Annotated in this window: 13 protein-coding genes and 1 pseudogene; 7 read left to right on the top strand and 7 right to left on the bottom strand. The window is 66.0% G+C overall.

The genetic code is table 11. From position 1 onward, the window contains the following. Positions 1-12: 12 nt before the first annotated feature. A complete protein-coding gene (deoC, locus tag ACTJLC_RS16005) occupies positions 13-1,023 on the bottom strand; it encodes a deoxyribose-phosphate aldolase (RefSeq protein WP_310133058.1) in 1,011 nt (336 codons plus the stop codon). A gap of 422 nt (positions 1,024-1,445) precedes the next feature. Between deoC and ACTJLC_RS16000 the strand changes: the two genes are divergently transcribed. Next, a complete protein-coding gene (locus ACTJLC_RS16000) occupies positions 1,446-3,869 on the top strand; it encodes a penicillin acylase family protein (RefSeq protein WP_310133056.1) in 2,424 nt (807 codons plus the stop codon). A 24-nt stretch (positions 3,870-3,893) separates the two neighbouring features. On the opposite strand, the gene lipA is transcribed toward ACTJLC_RS16000, so the two are convergent. From lipA to ACTJLC_RS15975, 5 genes are all read right to left on the bottom strand, one after another. Further along, the gene (lipA, locus tag ACTJLC_RS15995; protein ID WP_310133052.1) at positions 3,894-4,889 is read right to left on the bottom strand and encodes a lipoyl synthase; all 996 of its coding nucleotides are present in this window, start codon (positions 4,887-4,889) and stop codon (positions 3,894-3,896) included. 2 nt (positions 4,890-4,891) lie between these two features. Then, positions 4,892-6,004 carry an acetoin dehydrogenase dihydrolipoyllysine-residue acetyltransferase subunit gene (locus ACTJLC_RS15990; protein ID WP_310133050.1) on the bottom strand — a complete coding sequence of 371 codons (1,113 nt, stop codon included), beginning with the start codon at positions 6,002-6,004 and terminating at the stop codon, positions 4,892-4,894. Positions 6,005-6,007: 3 nt separating this feature from the next. After that, positions 6,008-7,012, bottom strand: coding sequence for an alpha-ketoacid dehydrogenase subunit beta (locus ACTJLC_RS15985; RefSeq protein WP_073428382.1), 1,005 nt, complete (start codon positions 7,010-7,012; stop codon positions 6,008-6,010). 158 nt (positions 7,013-7,170) lie between these two features. Next, the gene (locus ACTJLC_RS15980; protein ID WP_114164545.1) at positions 7,171-8,154 is read right to left on the bottom strand and encodes a thiamine pyrophosphate-dependent dehydrogenase E1 component subunit alpha; all 984 of its coding nucleotides are present in this window, start codon (positions 8,152-8,154) and stop codon (positions 7,171-7,173) included. A 49-nt stretch (positions 8,155-8,203) separates the two neighbouring features. Then, entirely contained in the window at positions 8,204-9,286 is a 1,083-nt protein-coding gene (locus ACTJLC_RS15975; RefSeq protein WP_114164544.1) for an ATP-NAD kinase family protein, read from the bottom strand. A 450-nt stretch (positions 9,287-9,736) separates the two neighbouring features. Here ACTJLC_RS15975 and ACTJLC_RS15970 point away from each other — a divergent pair, with 450 nt between their 5' ends. The 4 genes and pseudogenes from ACTJLC_RS15970 (at position 9,737) to ACTJLC_RS15955 (ending at position 15,846) form a co-directional block, all read left to right on the top strand. Next, the gene (locus ACTJLC_RS15970; RefSeq protein WP_310133046.1) at positions 9,737-11,725 is read left to right on the top strand and encodes a sigma-54-dependent Fis family transcriptional regulator; all 1,989 of its coding nucleotides are present in this window, start codon (positions 9,737-9,739) and stop codon (positions 11,723-11,725) included. A gap of 306 nt (positions 11,726-12,031) precedes the next feature. Continuing rightward, on the top strand, positions 12,032-14,092 hold the full coding sequence (locus ACTJLC_RS15965; protein WP_440844587.1) for a TonB-dependent siderophore receptor: 2,061 nt from the start codon (positions 12,032-12,034) through the stop codon (positions 14,090-14,092). A gap of 157 nt (positions 14,093-14,249) precedes the next feature. Then, positions 14,250-15,465 (top strand): annotated as a pseudogene (gene chrA, locus ACTJLC_RS15960) (chromate efflux transporter). A 210-nt stretch (positions 15,466-15,675) separates the two neighbouring features. Next, positions 15,676-15,846, top strand: a complete 171-nt coding sequence (locus ACTJLC_RS15955; protein ID WP_167363278.1) for a hypothetical protein — start codon at positions 15,676-15,678, stop codon at positions 15,844-15,846. A gap of 141 nt (positions 15,847-15,987) precedes the next feature. On the opposite strand, the gene ACTJLC_RS15950 is transcribed toward ACTJLC_RS15955, so the two are convergent. Beyond that, on the bottom strand, positions 15,988-17,184 hold the full coding sequence (locus ACTJLC_RS15950; protein ID WP_310133040.1) for a GNAT family N-acetyltransferase: 1,197 nt from the start codon (positions 17,182-17,184) through the stop codon (positions 15,988-15,990). A 286-nt stretch (positions 17,185-17,470) separates the two neighbouring features. Between ACTJLC_RS15950 and ACTJLC_RS15945 the strand changes: the two genes are divergently transcribed. Both ACTJLC_RS15945 and ACTJLC_RS15940 read left to right on the top strand, forming a co-directional pair. Then, a complete protein-coding gene (locus ACTJLC_RS15945; protein WP_073428388.1) occupies positions 17,471-18,514 on the top strand; it encodes a rod shape-determining protein in 1,044 nt (347 codons plus the stop codon). A 129-nt stretch (positions 18,515-18,643) separates the two neighbouring features. Beyond that, complete coding sequence (locus tag ACTJLC_RS15940) at positions 18,644-20,239, top strand: gamma-glutamyltransferase family protein (RefSeq protein WP_310133037.1); 1,596 nt, start codon at positions 18,644-18,646, stop codon at positions 20,237-20,239. The last annotated feature ends 22 nt before the right edge of the window (positions 20,240-20,261 follow it).

Genomic DNA, 20,261 nt, shown 5'->3' with positions numbered 1-20,261 from the left:
TCGGTCTTGTGTTCAGGCTACGGGGTGACGGTTGAAAGCGGAATAACGGCCGCTCACGTGATGTTCGAGCTGGCGTTCGATATCGGCCAGCAGACTCGACGCGCCGATGCGAAAGAGCTCCGGTTCAAGCCACGCGCGGCCGAGTTCTTCCTTCATCAATATCTGATACGACAGCACCGACTTGGCAGTCGAGACGCCGCCCGCCGGCTTGAAGCCGATCGGCACGCCGGTGCGCTCCTGGTACTCGCGGATCATGCGCACCATGACGAGCGACACGTCGAGCGTGGCGTTCACGCCCTCCTTGCCGGTGGAGGTCTTGATGAAATCGGCGCCCGCCATCATGCAGACCATCGAGGCGCGCGCCACGTTGGAGAGCGTGCGGATGTCGCCGGTCGCGAGAATCGTCTTCAGATGCGCGGGGCCGCAAGCGGCGCGAAACTCGCGCACTTCGTCGTAGAGCGCCTGCCAGTTGCCGGTGAGCACGTGTTCGCGCGTCACCACGATGTCGATTTCCATCGCGCCGTCCGCCACTGAAGCCTCGATCTCCTTGAGCTTCAGCGGATGCGGGATCAAGCCCGCCGGAAACCCGGTCGATACGGCGGCAACGGGAATGCCGCTGCCCTCGAGCGCATCGACAGCCGCCGCGACGAAGCGGTGATAGACGCACACCGCGCCCGTCGTGATGCCCTGCGGCGCGATGCCGAGCGCTTCGAGCAGATCGGCGCGCACCGGCTGACGCGCTTTGGCGCACAGGCGGCGCACGCGCCCTTCGGTGTCGTCGCCATTGAGCGTGGTGAGGTCGATGCAGGTCACGGCCTTCAGCAGCCACGCCGCCTGTGCATCCTTCTTGACGGTGCGGCGCGTGCCGAGCGTGGCCGTGCGCCGTTCGACCGCGGACTGGTTGACGCGCAGCCCGTCGAGCCACGATGCGTCGAAAGGCGTGCCCGGATTGCGCACCGGATGAACGAGCGGCCCGCCGCGCAGCGCGATGACCGAGGAAGACAACGAAGGAGCTTCAGGCATGAGACGTCCGGAAATTTGTGACGCGACGCACAACAGCGGCCGACAGATTTGGTTCGCGTCTATGCTACAACGATTGGGAGAATCATAACAAGCGCTGCGAGCCGATTGTTACATCGTTACCGGGAAAGCCCGTATTGCAACGATGAAATGTGATTGGCGCACCAGAATCATGAAGTAAAGATCACAACAGCGTCACGCGTGGCCGTCAGACCAAGCAAGGAAATTTTCGCCGCATCGGCGAAGCGGGCATGCCAGATGAGTGAGCCGCGAGGGTCACGGCCGCTTCATCACCTCAGGCTTCGTCGATTCACGGATAGCAGAGTGACGGGCGTGCCGCGTCCGCGATTGTCAAAGTCCTGGCGTGTTGACGGATCGCGTGCAATTGGCTTTGAATGGCGGGACTGCAACAACATGGAGGAAACATGCCGGCCCGCAAGATCATCGCGCTCATCGCATACGCAGGATTCACCGCACTGACAGCGACAGCGCATGCCGCGCGCGCCGCTGAAATTCCCGTGGAAACGATCACCCTCGAAGGCCTCGCTCGACCCTCGGACATCCTGATCGACCGTTGGGGCGTGCCGCATATCTTCGCGGCGAACGAAAGCGACGCGTTCTTCGTGCAAGGCTTCAACGCGGCGCGCGACCGGCTGTTCCAGATCGACCTGTGGCGCCGCCGCGGCCTCGGCCAGCTTGCCGAGGTGTTCGGTCCGGCCTACGTCGAACAGGACAAAGCCGCGCGTCTCTTTCTCTATCGCGGCGACATGAACGCGGAATGGAAACGCTACGGACCCGACGCAAAACCGGTGGCCTCGCGCTTTGCCGCCGGCGTGAACGCGTATATCGACTGGCTGGCCACGCATCCCGACCAGATGCCCTATGAGTTTCGCAAGGTCGGCTACTGGCCCGCGAAGTGGTCCGCGGACGACGTCGTGCGCATTCGCAGCCACGGCCTCACGCGCAACCTGACAAGCGAGGTCGCGCGCGCGAAGGTGGCCTGCAAGAGTTCGCTCGCGGCCGATTCCGTGCGCTTCGGCCTTCAGCCGGCATGGCAGCCGCATAGCCCGGAAGGACTCGATCCGTGCCTGCCCGACGATGTGCTCAAGGTTTTCACCCTCGCGACGCAAGGCGTGCGCGTCACGCGCGAATCACTGAAAAGCGCCGACGCATCGGCCACCGTGATCGCCGCCGCGGACAACCCCGAGGAAGTGACGGAAGGCAGCAACAACTGGGTGATCGCGCCGGCCAGATCGGCGACGGGCCGCGCGATCATGGCGAACGATCCGCACCGCGCGTATGCGGCGCCGAGCCTGCGTTATATCCAGCAGATCAGCACGCCGACGCTCGACATCATCGGCGGCGGAGAGCCGTCCGCGCCAGGCGTGTCGATCGGACATAACGGCGCGATCGCGTTCGGCCTGACGATCTTCAACATCGATCAGGAAGACCTGTACGTCTACGAATTGAATCCGGCGAATCCGCGTCAATACCGCTATCGGGATCGCTGGGAGCCGATGCGCGTCGTGCGCGAGACGATTGACGTGCGGGGCGGCGCGCCCGTCGTCGCCGATCTCGCGTTCACGCGGCACGGTCCGGTGATCTATACCGAGGACGCGAAACATCGCGCATTCGCCGTGCGCACCGCGTGGCTCGCGCCGGGCATGTCGCCGTATTTCGATTCCGTGCGCTACATGCGCGCGAAAAACTTCACGCAGTTCAAGCAGGCGCTCTCGACCTGGGGCGCGCCGACCGTCAATCAGGTGTATGCGGATACGCACGGCGATATCGGCTGGGTGCCGAGCGGTCTCGCGCCGAAGCGCCCCAACTGGGACGGCCTGATGCCGGTGCCGGGCGACGGCCGCTACGAATGGGCCGGCTTCTGGCCGCGCGATGAGATGCCCTCGGCCTACGATCCGCCCAACGGCTACTTCACCACGTCCAACGAGATGAATCTGCCGGCCGGCTATCCGTATGCCGAGCGCAAGCTCGGCTTCGAATGGACCAACGGCTCGCGGCATCAACGCATCGACGAAGTGTTGAAGGCGCTGCCGAAGGTGTCGATCGAGGATTCCGAGCGCTTGCAGAACGATATCGAATCGATCCCGGCTCGCCGGCTGGTCGCGCTCGTCGCACCGCTGTCCAGCGACGACCCGGACACGCGCGCCGCGCTCGCGATGCTGAAGGGTTGGGACGCGCGGATGCGCGCCGACTGCCCGCAAGCCGCGCTGGAAGAAATCTGGCTCAGCCGTCACCTGGGCCGCGCCTTCAAGCAAGCCGTGTTGCCGAAGGCCGCGGCGGCGGCGTTCGCCGCGCCCGATACCGCCGTCATGCTCGATTCGCTGGAGCATCCCGAGACGCGCTTCGGTGAGAACGCGGCGACGAAGCGCGACGCCGTGCTGCTGGCGAGCCTGCGCGACGCCTACGCGGAAATGGTGAGCCTGCAAGGCGCGGACGCGGGCCAATGGCAATGGGGCAAGCTGCAAACGAATCTGAACGCGCATCCGTTCGCCGATCTGGTCGACGCGGACATGCGCGCGAAGCTCAACGTCGGCCCCACCGGCAAGGGCGGCAGCGCGTACACGCCGAACCAGTCGACGTATCGTGCGAGCGACTTCCGGCAAACCAACGGACCGTCGTTTCGCGTGATCGTCGACGTGGGCAATTGGGACAACTCGCGCGCGGTGAATCTGCCGGGCGAATCCGGCGATCCCGACAGTCCGCACTATCGCGACCTCGCGACGATGTGGCTCAACGGCGAGTACTTCCCCCTGCTCTACTCGCGCGCGGCAGTGGAAGCCGCCGCCGAAAAACGCATTCGCCTCGTGCCGGGCGCGCAAACCAGGTAGCGACATGGCGCGCCCGACCCAGGCTCATGCCTGCTCGCGAATCAACGCATGGCTAGCCGCGTCCGCCACCCGGTCCGCATGATACGAGGACCGCACCAGCGGACCGGCCACCACCTCGCGAAAGCCCATCTGCAAGCCCGCCTCGCGCCACGCGGCAAACTGCTCGGGCGTCGCATACCGGCGCACCGGCAGATGAAAACGCGACGGCGCGAGGTACTGGCCGAGAGTCAGAATATCGACACGATGCGCGCGTAAATCGCGCATCGTGTCGAGCAATTCGTCGTCGGCTTCTCCAAGGCCGACCATCAAGCCCGACTTCGTCAATACCGACGCGTTCGCCTCTTTCACACGCGCCAGCAATTGCAGCGAGCCGCGGTAATCCGCGCCGGCGCGCGCCGCCCGATACAGCGACGGCACCGTTTCGAGGTTGTGATTGAAGACATCCGGCCACGCTTGCGAGAGCGCGGCCAAAGCCCGCTCAACACGGCCACGAAAATCCGGCGTCAGCACTTCGACCCGGATGCCCGGCATGCGCTCACGCAACAACGCGACGCAGCGCGCAAAATGCGCGGCGCCGCCGTCGCGCAGATCGTCGCGATCCACCGAGGTCACGACGACATAGCGCAAGCCGAGCGCCGCGACCGCATGGGCGAGGCGTTGCGGTTCCTCGTCATCGAGCGGCGCGGGGCGGCCGTGCGCGACGTCGCAAAACGCACAACGCCGCGTGCAGATGCCGCCCATGACCATGAAGGTGGCCGTGCGTTGCGCGAAACACTCGCCGATGTTCGGACACATTGCCTCCTCGCAAACCGAATGCAAGCGGTGTTCGCGCAAGACCGCCGCAATGCCGGCCACCGTCTCGCTCATCATCGGTTTCGCGTGCAGCCACGAGGGCTTCGACAAGACTTCGCCGTCGGACACCGGCACGATCTTCACCGGAATCCGCGCGAGCTTCTCGCCGCTGCGCTTGCCGTGCTGACCGAGCGCGGTAACGCTATCGCCATGCAGTGCGGCGCTCATCGTCAACGTCCCAGAAAATCGTCGAGCAGGCGATTGACCTCGGAGGCCGCTTCCATCTGCACCATATGCCCCTTGCCTTCGAGCACATGGACGCGAATGTCGCCCTCCAGGCTTTGCGCATGCGCGGCCGGAATGATCTGATCGTCGGCGCCCCAGATCACCAGCGTGCGCGGCGCAAGCTGAGCGAGCCGATCGCGATAGCGCGTGCGCTGCACGTTGCCGTCGAAAGCCTCGGATGCGATCTTGCGCAGCGTGTCGTTCACACCTTCGAGCCGCTTGTACTTGACGATATCTTCCACCAGTTGACGCGTGACGAGCGCCGGGTCGGCAAAGAGTTTCATCAGATGCGGCTTGAGCGCATTGCGGCTGCTGCCCTCGGCAAAGCCGGCGAGGTAGTCGCCGTTGATCTCCTCGCCCAGCCCCGCGCCCGCGATCAACGCAAGCGAAGCGACGCGTTGCGGTGCTTTCGCCGCCACCGTCATCGCGACCAGCGCGCCCATCGAATGCCCGATCAGATGCGCGTTGCCGATGCCGCGATCGTCGAGGAACGCGATCACGCTGTCCGCGAGTTCATCGACGCTGCCTGTTTCGACCGCCTTGCCGGACTCGCCGTGGCCCGGCAAATCGAGCGCCCACACGGTGCGATGCGCGGCGAGGTCCGCGTGATTGAACAACCAGTTGTTCAGATCGCCGCCGAAGCCGTGAATCAGCACCGCGGGCGTGCCGCCTTCGCCGAGTTTCAGATAGCGCACGGTGCGCCCGCCGATTTGCGCCTTCTCCGGTTGCGGGCCGCTCTCGCCCGCTTCCGCGCTGGCCGGCACGAAGTCGCGCTGGAACGCTTCGACCGCCGCGTCGATTTCCGCGTCCGGCGTTTGCGCGTCGGCCACCACGGCGAGCAATGCGCCGATCGGCAGCGTGTCGCCCTCTTGCGCGACCTGCCGCCGCAAGAGGCCGTCGAACGGGCACTCGACGCCGGACGAAATCTTGTCGGTCTCCACGTCGAGTATTTCGTCGCCTTTCGCCACCTTGTCGCCGACGTTCTTGAGCCAGCCGTTGACTTGCCCCTGCTCCATCGACAAGCCCCATTTGGGCATCGTGATCATATGAATCGGCATCGCTTAACCTCTCACTTTCAGAACGGCTTCGGCGATCTGCTGCGCCGACGGGATATACATGTCTTCGAGCACGCCGGCAAACGGCGTGGGCGTGTGCGGCGCGGTGACCATTTCGATCGGCGCCTTCAGCGAGTGAAACGCGCGCTGCGCGATCAGCGCGGAGATGTCGGTGGCGATCGAGCAACGCGGATTCGCTTCGTCGACCACCACCACGCGCCCCGTGCGAGCGGCGCTCTCGAGGATCGTTTCCTCATCCAGCGGCGAGGTGGTGCGCAGGTCGATCACGTCGACTTCGATGCCGTCTTTCGCGAGCTTCTGCGCGGCCTCGGTGGCGTAATGCACCATGCGTCCATACGTGACGATGGTGGCGTCGTCGCCGTCGCGCACCACGTTGGCCTCGCCGAACGGAATCGCATACGACTCTTCCGGCACGTCGCCTTCGCGGCCGTAGAGCAGTTTGTGCTCGCAGAAAATCACCGGGTCGTTGTCGCGGATCGCCTGAATCAGCAGCCCCTTCGCGTCGTACGGCGTGGACGGGCACACCACTTTCAGGCCGGGAATGTGGGTGAACAACGAAGTCAGCATCTGCGAATGCTGGGCCGCCGCGCGCAAGCCCGCGCCCTGCATCGCGCGAATCACGACGGGCGTCACCGCCTTGCCGCCGAACATGTAGCGGAACTTGGCGGCCTGATTGAAGATCTGGTCGAAGCACACGCCCATGAAGTCGATGAACATCAGCTCCGCCACCGGCCGCATGCCGCATGCGGCCGCGCCCACCGCCGCGCCGATATAGCCGCCTTCGGAGAGCGGCGTGTCGAGCACGCGGCCCGGATATTTGTGAAAGAGGCCTTTCGTCACGCCGAGTACGCCGCCCCACGCGTCCTGTTCGCCGGGCGAGCCTGCGCCGCCCGCGTTGTCCTCGCCCATCACGATGACGGTTTCATCGCGGGCCATTTCCTGGCTCAGTGCTTCGTTGATTGCCTGAGAGAATGTGATCTTGCGTGCCATGTCTGTCTCCTGTCGGCCGGAGTTAGCGCTTTAGCGCTTACTTCGGCCCCACGCAAAGCGAGTCGACAGGAGTTAGCGCTTCAGCGCTTACTCCTGTCCCACGCGTCGCGAGTCTCATAAAAAAAGGTTGGCAAATCGCTTACGTTGCAACGCAAGCGTTAGGGATACGACACGTAGACGTCGCTCAACAAGTCCTCGGCGGTCGGCAGCGGTGCGGCCTTGGCCTGCGTCACCGCGCTGTCGATCAACGTCTTGACCTCGGCATCGACGCCCCGCAACTGATCCGCCGAAAGCATCTCCGCGCGCACCACGCGCTCCTCGAAGCGCTTCAGGCAATCTTTCTCGTCGCGCAGCTTTTGCACTTCGCCCGGCGCGCGATAGGTTTGCGCGTCGCCTTCGAAGTGGCCGAAATAGCGCGAGAACTTCACCTCGACGAGCGTCGGTCCGCCGCCGTGACGCGCGCGCTCGATCGCTTCGCCAAGCGCCTCGTGCACCGCGAAGAAATCGAAGCCGTCGACGATCACGCCCGGCATGCCGAAGCCGCTCGCGCGATCCGCGATGTTGTCGGTCGCCACCGACCACGTCGACGAAGTCGCTTCCGCATAACCGTTGTTCTCCGCGACGAAAATCGCCGGCAGGCGCCATACCGAAGCCAGATTCATCGACTCGAAAATCACGCCCTGATTCGACGCGCCGTCGCCGAAAAAGCACACGCCCACGCCGCCCGACTTCTTGTACTTCGCCGCGAGCGCCGCGCCGCAAATCAGCGGCCCGCCCGCGCCGACGATGCCGTTCGCGCCGAGCATGCCCTTCGACAGATCGGCGATATGCATCGAGCCGCCCTTGCCGTGGCACACGCCGGTCTTGCGGCCGTAGATTTCGGCCATCATGCCGTGGACGTCGACGCCCTTGGCGATGCAATGGCCGTGGCCGCGGTGCGTGGTCGCCACATAATCCGCGTCGTTCAGATGCAGCATCGTGCCGACCGCCGACGCCTCCTCGCCCGCGTACAGATGCACGAAGCCGGGAATTTCGCCGGTGGCGAATTCCACATGCAGACGCTCCTCGAACTCGCGGATCGTGCGCATCATGCGATACGCCTTCAGCAGTTCGTCCTTGCTCAAATCACTCGAAACCGACATGGTGTGTCTCCTTTCAGTTAACAGCCTTGGTTTGCTTGCCGATCAACCCCTACTTGTGATGCGCGGCCACGTTCGCCACCTCCCGCACGAGTTGCCGCGACGCCGAATAACGCAGCGTGCGTTCGACGTCGACGGTGAGCGGTCCGTCCCAGTCGAGCGCGATTTCATAACGGTCGCCGCGCTCCAGTTCGATTTCGCGCTCGCCGTCGAAGGCGAGCGTGCCGTGCTCGGTGTCGAGCGGCATCCAGACGCCGACTTCGAAGCGCTCGCAGGTGCGCATGAACACGCGCTCGACGCGGCCAGGCGCGATCGGCGCGACGATCGGCACGCCGATCGCGCCGATGGCACCGACTCCGCCAGGCCGCGCGAAGCGCAAATGCAAGCCGTGCGACGCCGTGCGTTCGACCGGCGCCCACGCGCCGCCGATCGACGACAAGCCGATGCCGTCAGGCGAGGCGAAGGTGAGAAAGAGCGCTTCGATATCGGCCGGATCGGACACGGCTCGCGCGCCCACGAAACGTTGGCGGCTCACGCATACGTCGACCAGCGCGATTTCCTCGCGACCGCGATTCGGCCCGTCGACACAACGCACCACGAGGCGCTTGTTGCGCATGAGCGCCACCTCGGCCGGCACCGCGCCCGAGGCGACCAGGGCGCCGGCGAGGCCCGCGACGGTCGCCTCGCGCAGATCGGGAAACGCGTTGTTGGTGCCGGTCGACAAGGTCAGCAACGGCACCTTGCCGCAATGCGCGGCGACCGCGCGATGCGTGCCGTCGCCGCCGAGCACGGCGATCAGTTCGACGCCCGCTTGCAGCATCGCCGTGACGCCCGCGTGCGTGTCGCTCACGCTGTCGGTGATCGGCTGTTCGATGAACTCGACTTGCGGCCAGCGCTGTTGCGCGGCGACCGCCGCATGCGTGTCGAGCGCGCGCAGCAGCAACGCGGCGACGCCGGTCCGATCGCGCAGCGTCAGCACGCGGTCCACGCCGAGCACGCCGAGTCCCGCGAGCAAGCGCACGACCATGTTGGCTTTTTCAGCGGTCGGAAACACCGACGCATACGTGGTGAGGCGGCGAATGTCGCGACCCGAGGCGGGGTTCGCGATCACGCCGACGGTGACGGGTGATGGCACTGGGCTTGTCTCCTGCCCGCGTCGTGCGCGGACTCGTAATTGGAAGCGCCGTGTTCGAGCAACGGCGCTTGTATCGTGCGGAGAACACTGCAAGGCCTGTGCCAATTTTCGCGGCGAACGGTGGATGTGCCGGAAAGTGCCTTGTTTAAAGGGCTAAAAGCGAGCGTCGCGTATTCGACGCCGTCGAAAAACGCCGTGCAACGCAACCTGCGCGGCGTCTCAAGGCCAGGCATTGCGACGATGCGAACGCGAACTCGCGGCCTGCACACAACCGGCAAAACCTTTCCACGCTTGAACGCCGCGCATGACAGGCGTGATACCTGCCGTCTCAAGCGCGTGTGAGACGAACGTCTCACGCGTCTCGCGTGCTGCATTGCAGTGTGATTGATGAAGCCGGATGTGCTACAAGAACAGCCTGTACTCACTGGCGTCGCTCGACCGGAGCCGACCATGCCCTACGTTTCGCAGACCCAGCATATCGACCGCGTGCGCGGCGCCATCGAAGGAAGGCTGCCCGCGCCCGCCGATTCCGCGCGCCTCGTCTCGTCGTGGCAGCGATCGTTCGAACAGTACCGGCTCGATCCCGGTGCCGTGATCGGACCGCGGGTGCTGACGTCGGCGGAATTGCGCGAGGTGCAAGGCAGGCAGGAAGCGTTTTTGCGCGCTTCGGGCCAGTGCCTGACGCGCCTGCACGACATGATTCGCGTGGCCGACTATTGCGTGATGCTCACCGACGCGCACGGCGTCACGATCGATTACCGGATCGATCGCGAGCGCCGCGGCGACTTCAAGCATGCGGGGCTGTACATCGGTTCGTGCTGGTCGGAGCGCGAGGAAGGCACCTGCGGCGTGGCGAACGTGCTGACCGATCTCGCGCCGATCACCGTGCACAAGACCGATCATTTTCGCGCGGCCTTCACGACGCTCACCTGCAGCGCCGCGCCGATCTTCGCGCCGACCGGCGAGATGATCGGCGTGCTCGACGCGTCGGCGGTGCAGTCGCCGGATAACCGCGACAGTCAGCGGCTCGTGTTCCAACTCGTGCGGCAAAGCGCCGGTCTGATCGAGGACGGCTACTTCCTCAATCAAACCACGCAGCACTGGATCCTGTTCGGCCACGCGAGCCGCAACTTTGTCGAGGCGCAGCCCGAAATACTGATCGCCTTCGACGAGTGCGGCAACCTGGTCGCCGCCAATCGCAAGGCGCGCGAATGCATTCCGGCGCTGAACGGCCCGCGTCAGATGGACGAAATCTTCGATACCTCCGACGTGCATCTGCATGACGTGGCGCGCACCGATGCGATTGTCGGACTGCGTCTGCGCGCAACCGGCTCGACGCTGTACGCGCGCATTCGCGCGCCGCTCAAACGCGTCTCGCGTGGAACCGCTGGCGTGGCGGACGGCGTCGCGGGATCGCCGCATTCGGCTTCGCGCAACGAGCCGCCGATCGGCGCGCTCGGCCGTTTTCTGCACAGCGCGGACCCGCGCATCGCGCGCAACGCGGCGGTGGCGTTGCGCATCATCGGCAAGCGGCTGCCGATTCTGATTCTCGGCGAGACCGGCGTCGGCAAGGAGGTATTCGCGCACGCGCTGCACGATGCGGGCGCGCGGCGCACACGGCCGTTCATCGCGGTGAATTGCGGCGCGATCCCCGAGTCGCTGATCGAGAGCGAACTGTTCGGCTATGCGCCCGGCGCGTTCACCGGCGCGCGCAGCCGCGGCGCGCGCGGCAAGATCGCGCAAGCGCATACCGGCACGCTGTTCCTAGATGAAATCGGCGATATGCCGCTCAATCTGCAAACGCGCCTGCTGCGCGTGCTGGCCGAAGGCGAAGTCGTGCCGCTCGGCGGCGATGCGCCCGTGCGCGTGGATCTGGATGTGATTTGCGCGACCCACCGCGATCTTGCCGGCATGGTCGCCGAGGGATCGTTCCGCGAGGATCTCTATTACCGGCTGAGCGGCGCGAGCCTCGCGATGCCGCCGTTGCGCGAGCGCGCGGATATTCGCGACGTGATCGAAGCGGTGTTCGACGAGGAAGCGCGGATGGCCGCTCACGTGCTCACGCTCGATGCGCGTCTAGCCGACCGGCTGGCCGCGTTTCACTGGCCCGGCAATATTCGCCAGCTACGCAATGTGCTGCGCTATGCCTGCGCGGTTTGCGATTCTTCCCGCGTGGAGTTGCGGCACGTCGCGCCGGATATCGCGGCGCTGCTGGAGCCTGACGGCGCGAGCAATCTCACGCTGATGCACGCGAAGCCACTCGCCAACGCACTCGCCAACACCCAGGACGATCCACGCGACGAGCGCGCCCGGATCGTCGACGCGCTGACGCGCCATCAATGGCGGCCCAACGCCGCCGCCCAGGCGTTGGGTATTTCACGCGCGACCTTGTACCGGCGCATTGCGAAGCTCGGCATCGTCGGACCGCATCGCGGTTGATCCTCGCGCTCGATCTTCGTGCTTGCCGCTCGCCGACGAGCCATTGCTTGCGCACGCCATCGCCGATTTTTTTAGAGACTTGTTGATAACGATTCGCATCTACTTTAAGCTTCGGCATCTTTCACTTCCCTTGTACGTTGCTACATCTTCCTTGCTGCGTCCTCGCGCGGGTTGGCGTGCCGTCTCTCCTGACACATGCGTTTTCTGCGAACTACCGCGCTCCCTGGCCGCCACGGCCGTCATCGTCGTTTTCACATTGGCCTGCGGGCCGCCTTGCTGATGTGCACCGCCACGGCGCACGCGGCGATGGCCGCCACGCCCGATGCCGGCGGCGACCCGCCGTCCAACCCGCAAGAACTGCCCGCGGTGTCGGTGCATGCGTCGCCGACGGTCGAGCCCACGGCCGGTTACCGGCCGCTCACCAGCGAGACGTCGAGCGGCGTCGAGCGCAAGATCAGCGAGATTCCGCAGTCGGTCGCGGTCGTCAGTTCGAGCGTGATGCAAGACCAGCAGGCACGCAGTCTCGACGACGCGCTCGGCAACGTCAGCGGCATCACGCAGACCAACACGCTGGGCGGCACGCGCGACGCGTTCCTGAAGCGCGGCTTCGGTTCGAATAACGACGGCTCGATTCTCGTCGACGGCATCCGCTCGCCGATCCTGCACAACTATCTGGCGACGATCGATCGCGTCGAGGTATTGAAGGGCCCGGCTTCGCTGCTGTACGGCATTCAGGAGCCCGGCGGCGTGATCAACATGATCACGCGCAAGCCGGAGGACACGCTGCAAGGCTCGGTCTCGGCAACCTACACTAGCCACCGCGGCAGCGGCACCAGCTTCGACCTGACCGGCCCGATCGGCCAGCCGGGCCAGGTCGCGGGCGGCACGCTCGCGTTTCGCCTGACCGGCGAGTACAACACCGTGCGTTACTGGCGCAGCTTCGGCCGCCAGCGCGACGCGCTGATCGCGCCGTCGCTGTCGTGGCACGATGCGAATACGTCGATCGACGTGAGCTATCAATATGTCGACTACACGACGCCGTTCGACCGCGGCACGGTGCTGGTCAACGGCCATCCCGACGACGCGCTGCGCTACACCCGCTATGAAGAAGCGTGGGCGCAAAGCTCGGGCTTGCAGGAGACGCTGCGGGCCAAGCTGGAACATCGCTTCTCCGATCAATGGCGCATGCGCGCCACCTACGGATGGAGCCGCGACCGCTACGACCAGTACCTGACACGCGCGAGCGCATTCAACAGCAGGACCGGCATCATGAGCCGCTCGTCGGATGCGAATCTCGGCCGCAACGATTCCGACGAGATCGCGACAATCGGCGCGATCGGCGATCTGAACCTCGCGGGCATGCGCCACGAAGTCTATGTGGGCGGCGAGTACGAACGCCAGCGCTCGTTCCGCGGCGACACGATCCGCGGCAAGGCGGTGTCCGGCTTCGATCTGTTCGACCCGGTCTACGGCAGGCTCGCCGCGGGCGGCACGCCGAGCGCCACGCAAAGCGACAGTCTGTCGAAGGTCCACACCTACTCGTTGATCACGCAGGACACGGTGCATCTCACCGATCGGTTGATCGCCGTGGCCGGCGTGCGCTGGGAAAACTGGCAGCAGCTTTCGGGTGTCGGGCGGCCGTTCGTCGTCGCGGACCATTCACATGGGCAAGTGTGGCTGCCGCAATTCGGCCTGGTTTATAAGCTGACCCCGGCGTTGTCCGCCTACGCGAACTTCAGCAAGTCGTTCGTGCCGAACGTCGCCACCGAGGTGAGCGAGCCGCTCTCGCCCGAGCGCGGCCGGATCTATGAAGCCGGCCTGAAATTCGACCTGAAACCCGGCATCACCGGCACGCTCGCGGTCTATCAGATCGACAAGAGCAACGTTGCCGTGACCAACGGCGATGTCACGTCGACCATCGGCAGCGCGCGTTCGCGCGGCGTCGAACTCGACGTGGCCGGCCAGTTGACGCGGCACGTCAGCCTGATTGCCAGCTACGCGTACACGAACGCCACCGACCGCGACGACGGCACGCGCCTCGCCAATGCCGCGCGCCATACGGGCAGTGTGTTCGCCGTGTACGACACGATGCTGCCGTATCTGCCGGGGCAATGGCGTTTCGGCGGCGGTGCGCGGCTGGTCGGCCGGCGCGCCGGCGACACCGCCAACAGCTTCACGCTGCCGGGCTACGTGGTCGCGGATCTGTTCGCCGCCTACGAAACGAAGCTCGGCAAGATTCCGACGCGCGTGCAACTCAACGTGAAGAACGTGTTCGACAAGACGTACTACCCGTCGAGCAACAGCAATCTGATCATCGCCGAGGGCGAGGCGCGGCTCGTCATGCTGAATACGACGTTCTCGTTCTGAGGCGGATGTCGTGACGTATGGCTGGCCGACGGCCTTGCCCAAGCGCGGGCAGCGAAGCGGATGGATGCCGGTTGCGTGTGGTATTTTGCAGGGCCGATCAGGCCGCGCGCATCCGGCGCTTCGCCGCTGACTACCCGCATCCGCTCCGTCAATTCGAATGAACCTTGCAGACACCGAGTCGACTGCCGCCGTGCCGGCGCGCACCTCGCCGTGGGCGCTCCTCTTCATCTTTCTGCGTCTCGGACTCACCTCGTTCGGCGGTCCGGCCGCGCACCTGGGCTATTTCCGCGACGAATTCGTCAAGCGGCGCCGCTGGCTCGACGAACACACGTTCGGCGACATCGTCGCGTTGTGCCAGTTCTTGCCGGGGCCGGGCAGCAGCCAGGTCGGCATCGCGATCGGCTGGCTGCGCGGCGGACTCGGCGGCGCGTTGGCCGCGTGGCTCGGCTTTACGCTGCCCTCCGTCGTGCTGCTCGTCGGCTTCGCGTATGGCTTCACGCATCTGACCGACGCAACCTCGCTGCATCTCGTGCACGGACTGAAGCTGGCGGCGGTGGCGGTGGTCGCGCAGGCGGTGTGGTCGATGGGACGCACGCTGTGTCCCGACCGCGCGCGCCACCTTCGCCATCGGCGCGGCGGTGGCGGTCGTGATGCTCGGCGCGACCTACGGACAGCTCGCGTCGATTGTCGTAGCCGGCGTGGCCGGCGCGGCGTTGCTGAAGACGTCCACCGAGGTGCCGGGTGCGCCGCTCGGCATGCCCGGCACGAAAGCCGGCGCGTTCGTCTGTCTGTGCGCCTTCGTGCTGCTGCTGTTCGGCCTGCCCGCGTTGGCGGCATCGCTGCGCGTCCATGCGCTCGACCTGTTCGCGGCTTTTTATCGGGTCGGCTCGCTGGTGTTCGGCGGCGGTCACGTGGTGCTGCCCCTGCTGCAAGCCGTGGTCGTGCCGCGCGGCTGGCTCTCGACCAATGAATTCATGGCCGGCTATGGCGCGGCGCAAGCGGTGCCGGGTCCGCTGTTTTCATTCGCGGCCTTTCTCGGCGCGGCCAGCAAGGGTCAGCCGTCGGGCATTGGCGGCGCGCTGATCGCGACGGTGGCGATCTTTCTGCCCTCGTTCCTGCTGGTCGGCGCGGCGCTGCCGCTTTGGGGGCAACTGCGGGCGTTCGCCTCGATGCGCCGGGCGATGGCCGGCATCAACGCGGCGGTGGTCGGCATTCTGCTCGCCGCGCTCTACGATCCCGTATGGACGAGCGCGGTGCACGGCGGCGCGGACTTCGTGCTCGTGCTGATCGCGTTGCTGCTGCTCGGATGGTGGCGCGCGCCGTCGTGGGCCGTGGTGCTCATCACCACCGCGCTCGCCTGGTGGGTCGCTTGAGGCGGCGGCGAACGCATGCCGATTGCTCGTTTGACGCTAACGGATAGCGCCGGGGCGGGCGCGGAATCTGCTACTCGATAGAACCGTCGATCGCGCTCGCGCGGCACCGCGGAAGCGGGATAAACGCGCATCGACGGCTCACTCGGCGACCGGCGGCGCTTCCTAACGAGCAGCCCGCTTCGTCCGTCGAATCGAACAAGGGAGAAAACGATGACCCTGGTCATTTACCTGCTCGGCTGGATCATTCTGATCGGCGGCGTGTCGTGGGGATTGCTGGCGCTGCATGTCGCCCAGCATACGATTGCGATCGTGGCGGTCATTCTGCTCGGCGTCGCGGTGATCACCGGCGCCACCCGGGCACGCAGCCGCGACCGCTCCTAGCGGCCGGCGTTTTTGCCGGCGCTTTTGCCGACGTGCGCGCCATGTCGGCCGACATGGCGCTCGCACCTGTCGGAGCATGGGCCTGCGGATTACCGTTCCGTTATCCGTGCACCCCTCGCAACTGACCTTCACACGCCTGAATCACGAAACCCGCGTCGCACGCTTGCCGTCACGCGCAAAGACGCGCGCCGCTTCCGGCGAGGCGGCGCCGGCCTCGCGCAAGCCCTTCACGCGCGCGCCGAGATATCGCGCGAGACGCCACCCACGAATCGCCAGCAGGCCCCACAACGAATTGACGGTTCGCACGGTCCATGCGGTGGACGCCTCGCCGCGCGACCAGTAAGCCTTGAAGCGTTCGTTTCCCACGCCGAAATCGAGATCGAAGCCATTGTCGAACGCCCATTTGACGCATGCCTCGACCGCGACGAGGCCAGGGCAGCATCGACCGTAGTACGGGTCGTAACCGGCAAAGATCGCGCTCGCCCAGGGGTTGCCCACACTGACGATAATCGCGGCCACCGGCGCTTCGTTCAGCGTGACCACGATCAGGCGCGCCATCGAAGGCACGTCGGGCGAATGGATCAGCTTGGCCAGAAAACACTCGTACTCGGGCGAATCGAGCCACGCGCTACGCTTGCCGACGCGATCGCTCCAACTGCGTTTGCAATTGAGCATCCATTCGACGATGGACGCGGTTTCGCTCTCCTCGGCCGGATCGACGACGCGCACGGCCACCTTGCCTTCCCTGGACAAGCGTTTCGCAAAGCCGCCGGGCCGCTTGCCGAACAAGGTGCCGAGCGTGCGGCAATAGTCGTCCCAGCCGTTCCGCTCGCCCCGGCCGCGCAGTCGCGCGGCAAACGCGTTGTGGGCCTCGGCGAACAACACGCTGCGTTCCCGCGACACGAGCGTGTACAGCTCGAGCGTCTCCCGCACGTATTGCAGATGGATGAAATCGGCGCCGCAGCGCCGGCGCGCGGTGTCCCACGCACCGGCAATCAAGGCCGGCGCCGCTTCGCCGTCCTGCACGAGCACGCTCGTGTAGTCGCCGCCTTCGGGCCCGAGCGGCACGAGGTACGTCCAGAGCGCGCGTCTGCACGTCTCCAGCGGCCAGATCATGACCAGTTGCCCGCCCTCGCGGCACACGATGCATTTGAGCCTGCGGCCATGCGGCTTCGACACGTGCCGCCATGCCAGCCAGCAATAGCTGAACGACTGATAGTAGTGGCCGTGCGCCCTCGACCACAGCCCGTCCCATTCGCGCTGCAACGCGCGAAATGCGGCTTCGTCGCCGATGACCTCGTAGCGCCGCGCTGTCCGCGCCGCGTGCGCTGGCTGCATGGTTCTCTCTCCCTATCGACTCACGACAAGCCGGGCCGCTTTCGTTGTCCGCGCCCGGTCGATGCGAAGGCACGCCAGCGTGGATCGAAACCGATGAGACGAGCATGCACTGAGCGTGTGCCGAGGTGTGTGCGCCGCCGCACGCTGACCCACGCCGGACCGGCGCTCGCACCCGAAGCTGTTATTCTTCCCACTCTTCCGACCGTCACCTGGTCGCCTGCCGTCCATGAGCGGCATCCCCAAGCGGCGCGCTCACGCGCCCGGCATCCGAGAGACAGGAATTTGCATGTTCGGTTTTCTGCGCGGCTATTTTTCCAACGACCTCGCCATCGACCTCGGCACGTCGAACACGCTGATCTATATGCGCGGCAAGGGCATCGTGCTCGACGAGCCCTCGGTGGTCTCGATCCGTCAGGAAGGCGGACCGAACGGCAAGAAGATCATTCTCGCCGTCGGCAAGGAAGCCAAGCAGATGCTCGGCAAGGTGCCGGGCAACATCGAGGCGATCCGCCCGATGAAGGACGGCGTGATCGCCGACTTCAACATCACCCAGCAGATGATCAAGCGCTTCATTCAGATGGCGCATGAATCGCGAGTCTTCGCGCCGTCGCCGCGCATCGTCATCTGCGTGCCGTGCGGGTCGACCCAGGTGGAGCGGCGCGCGATCAAGGAAGCCGCGCACAGCGCCGGGGCCTCGCAGGTGTATCTGATCGAGGAGCCGATGGCCGCGGCCACCGGCGCGGGCTTGCCGGTCTCGGAAGCCACCGGCTCGATGGTCGTCGACATCGGCGGCGGCACCACCGAGGTCGGCGTGATCTCGCTCGGCGGCATCGTCTATAAAGGCTCCGTGCGCGTGGGCGGCGACAAGTTCGACGACGCGATCGTCAACTACATTCGCCGCAACTACGGCATGCTGATCGGCGAACAGACGGCCGAGTCGATCAAGAAGCAGATCGGCTCGGCGTTTCCCGGCTCCGAAGTCAAGGAGATGGAGGTCAAGGGGCGCAACATGTCGGAGGGGATTCCGCGCAGCTTCACGGTATCGAGCAACGAGGTGCTCGAAGCGCTGACCGATCCGCTCAACCAGATCGTCTCCGCCGTGAAGATCGCGCTCGAACAGACGCCGCCGGAACTGGGCGCCGACATCGCCGAGCGCGGCATCATGCTGGCGGGCGGCGGCGCGCTGCTGCGCGATCTGGACCGGCTGCTCGCCGAGGAAACCGGCCTGCCGGTGTTCGTCGCCGAAGCGCCGCTGACCTGCGTGGTGCGCGGCTCGGGCATGGCGCTCGAACGCATCGACAAGTTCGGCGGCGCGTTCTCTTACGAGTGAAGCCGCGAGGCGGCCAGCCTCGATAACTTGATCTCTCTCGCGCGCGCCGATTTTTTCCACGGCGCGCGCGAACTTATACTCCGTACTCCGACGAGCGCACTCGCGCCTCATTTCCGCAGCGGAGCAGCGATGTCCGACACCCAACTCGCCCGCTCGAACAGCGGCATGGTCACCAGCCCGCACGGGTTGGCGAGCGAGGCCGGCCGCGAGGTCTTGCGCGCGGGCGGCAATGCGATCGAAGCCGCGATTGCGATCGGCGCGGCGCTCTGCGTGACCTATCCGCATTTCACCGGCCTGGGCGGCGACGCCTTCTGGGTGATCGGCGATGGCGACGGCATGCTGCGCACGCTGTCGGGCATCGGCCAGGCCGCCGCCGAGTTGCCGGCGCAGACAACCTCGCCCGGCGCGATTCCCTTGCGCGGCGCGGCAGCGGCGCTCACCACGGCGGCCACCGTCGATACATGGGCACAGGCTTACGAGATCAGCAAAAGCGCATGGGGTGGCGAGCAGTCGTGGTCGTCGCTATTCGACCGCGCGCTCGGCCATGCAAGCGAGGGTTTCCCTGTCACGCCCTCGCAGCATTTCTGGCAAAGCCTGCGCGCCGATGAATTGCGCGCGCTGCCCGGCTTCGCGGCGACCTTCGCCCCGAACGGCGTGATTCCCGCGATCGGCGAGCGCTTCGCGCAGCCGGCGCTCGCCCGAAGCCTCGAACGGATTGCCCGCTTCGGCGCGCGCGAATTCTATAACGGCGAACTCGCGGAGCGCATCGCCCACGGCTTGCAGCAGGCCGGTTCGCCATTGAGCGCAAGCGACCTTGCGAGAACTCGCGCGCGCGACGAAGCGCCATTACGCGTGCCCTATCGCGGCGGCGAACTGGTGAGCCTGCGCCCGCCCACGCAAGGCGTGACCACCTTGCAGATCATGGGCACGCTAGCGCGCTTCGACCTTGGCGCGATTCCCGAAGGCAGCGCCGATTACTACCATCTGCTGGTGGAAGCAGTGAAATGCGCGTTCGTGGATCGCGACCGTTTCGTGTCCGACCCGGAGTTCAACGACGTGCCCGTCGACGACATGTTGTCGCCGGCCACGCTCGACGCGCACGCGCGCTCGATCGACCTGCGCGCGGCGCGTGCATGGCCGCATGTTTTCCGTCCGGGCGACACCGTGTTCATCGGCGCGACCGACCGCCACGGCCGCAGCGTCAGCGTGTTGCAAACGGTGTATTTCGACTGGGGCAGCGGCGTGGTGGCGGGCGACACCGGCATTCTGTGGCACAACCGCGGCGCGTCGTTCAGCACGCACCCCGCGCATCGCAACGTGATCGAGCCCGGCAAGCGGCCGTTCCATACGCTCAATCCGGGCATGTATCTGCAAGACGGCCGCCCGCGCTTGCTGTTCGGCACGCAAGGCGCCGATGGTCAGCCGCAAACGCTGGCCGCGGTGCTCACGCGCCTGATCGATTACGGCATGGACCCGCTCAGCGCCCTCGCCCGTCCGCGCTTTCTGCTCGGCAAGACCTTCTCCGATACGCGCGACGCGTTGAAGCTCGAAGAGGACGCCGGCGCCGACGTGTTCGCGGCGCTCGCCGCGCGCGGTCACGAGGTGAGTGCGATCGCGGCGCAGAGTCCGTTGGCGGGTCATCCAGGCGTGATTCGAATCGAGCCGGATGGATCGGCCTCGGGCGCGCATGATCCGCGCAGCGACGGGCGCGCGCTCGGCGTGTAGCTCGGCGGGTAGCAACCGCGGC

Source organism: Paraburkholderia sp. 22099 (assembly GCF_052045835.1).
Lineage (GTDB): Bacteria > Pseudomonadota > Gammaproteobacteria > Burkholderiales > Burkholderiaceae > Paraburkholderia > Paraburkholderia terricola.
Note: the sequence above shows the minus strand (reverse complement) of the source record. Positions and strands in the feature narration are given on the sequence as shown.

What these genes read in the sequence shown, in the direction of transcription:
- ACTJLC_RS15945 (WP_073428388.1), top strand. Translation starts at nt 17,471, where the DNA reads ATGTTCGGTTTTCTGCGCGGCTATTTTTCCAACGACCTCGCCATCGAC.
- ACTJLC_RS16000 (WP_310133056.1), top strand. Translation starts at nt 1,446, where the DNA reads ATGCCGGCCCGCAAGATCATCGCGCTCATCGCATACGCAGGATTCACC.
- lipA (WP_310133052.1), bottom strand. Translation starts at nt 4,889, where the DNA reads ATGAGCGCCGCACTGCATGGCGATAGCGTTACCGCGCTCGGTCAGCAC.
- ACTJLC_RS15990 (WP_310133050.1), bottom strand. Translation starts at nt 6,004, where the DNA reads ATGCCGATTCATATGATCACGATGCCCAAATGGGGCTTGTCGATGGAG.
- ACTJLC_RS15940 (WP_310133037.1), top strand. Translation starts at nt 18,644, where the DNA reads ATGTCCGACACCCAACTCGCCCGCTCGAACAGCGGCATGGTCACCAGC.
- ACTJLC_RS15985 (WP_073428382.1), bottom strand. Translation starts at nt 7,012, where the DNA reads ATGGCACGCAAGATCACATTCTCTCAGGCAATCAACGAAGCACTGAGC.
- ACTJLC_RS15965 (WP_440844587.1), top strand. Translation starts at nt 12,032, where the DNA reads ATGGCCGCCACGCCCGATGCCGGCGGCGACCCGCCGTCCAACCCGCAA.
- ACTJLC_RS15950 (WP_310133040.1), bottom strand. Translation starts at nt 17,184, where the DNA reads ATGCAGCCAGCGCACGCGGCGCGGACAGCGCGGCGCTACGAGGTCATC.
- deoC (WP_310133058.1), bottom strand. Translation starts at nt 1,023, where the DNA reads ATGCCTGAAGCTCCTTCGTTGTCTTCCTCGGTCATCGCGCTGCGCGGC.
- ACTJLC_RS15980 (WP_114164545.1), bottom strand. Translation starts at nt 8,154, where the DNA reads ATGTCGGTTTCGAGTGATTTGAGCAAGGACGAACTGCTGAAGGCGTAT.
- ACTJLC_RS15955 (WP_167363278.1), top strand. Translation starts at nt 15,676, where the DNA reads ATGACCCTGGTCATTTACCTGCTCGGCTGGATCATTCTGATCGGCGGC.
- ACTJLC_RS15970 (WP_310133046.1), top strand. Translation starts at nt 9,737, where the DNA reads ATGCCCTACGTTTCGCAGACCCAGCATATCGACCGCGTGCGCGGCGCC.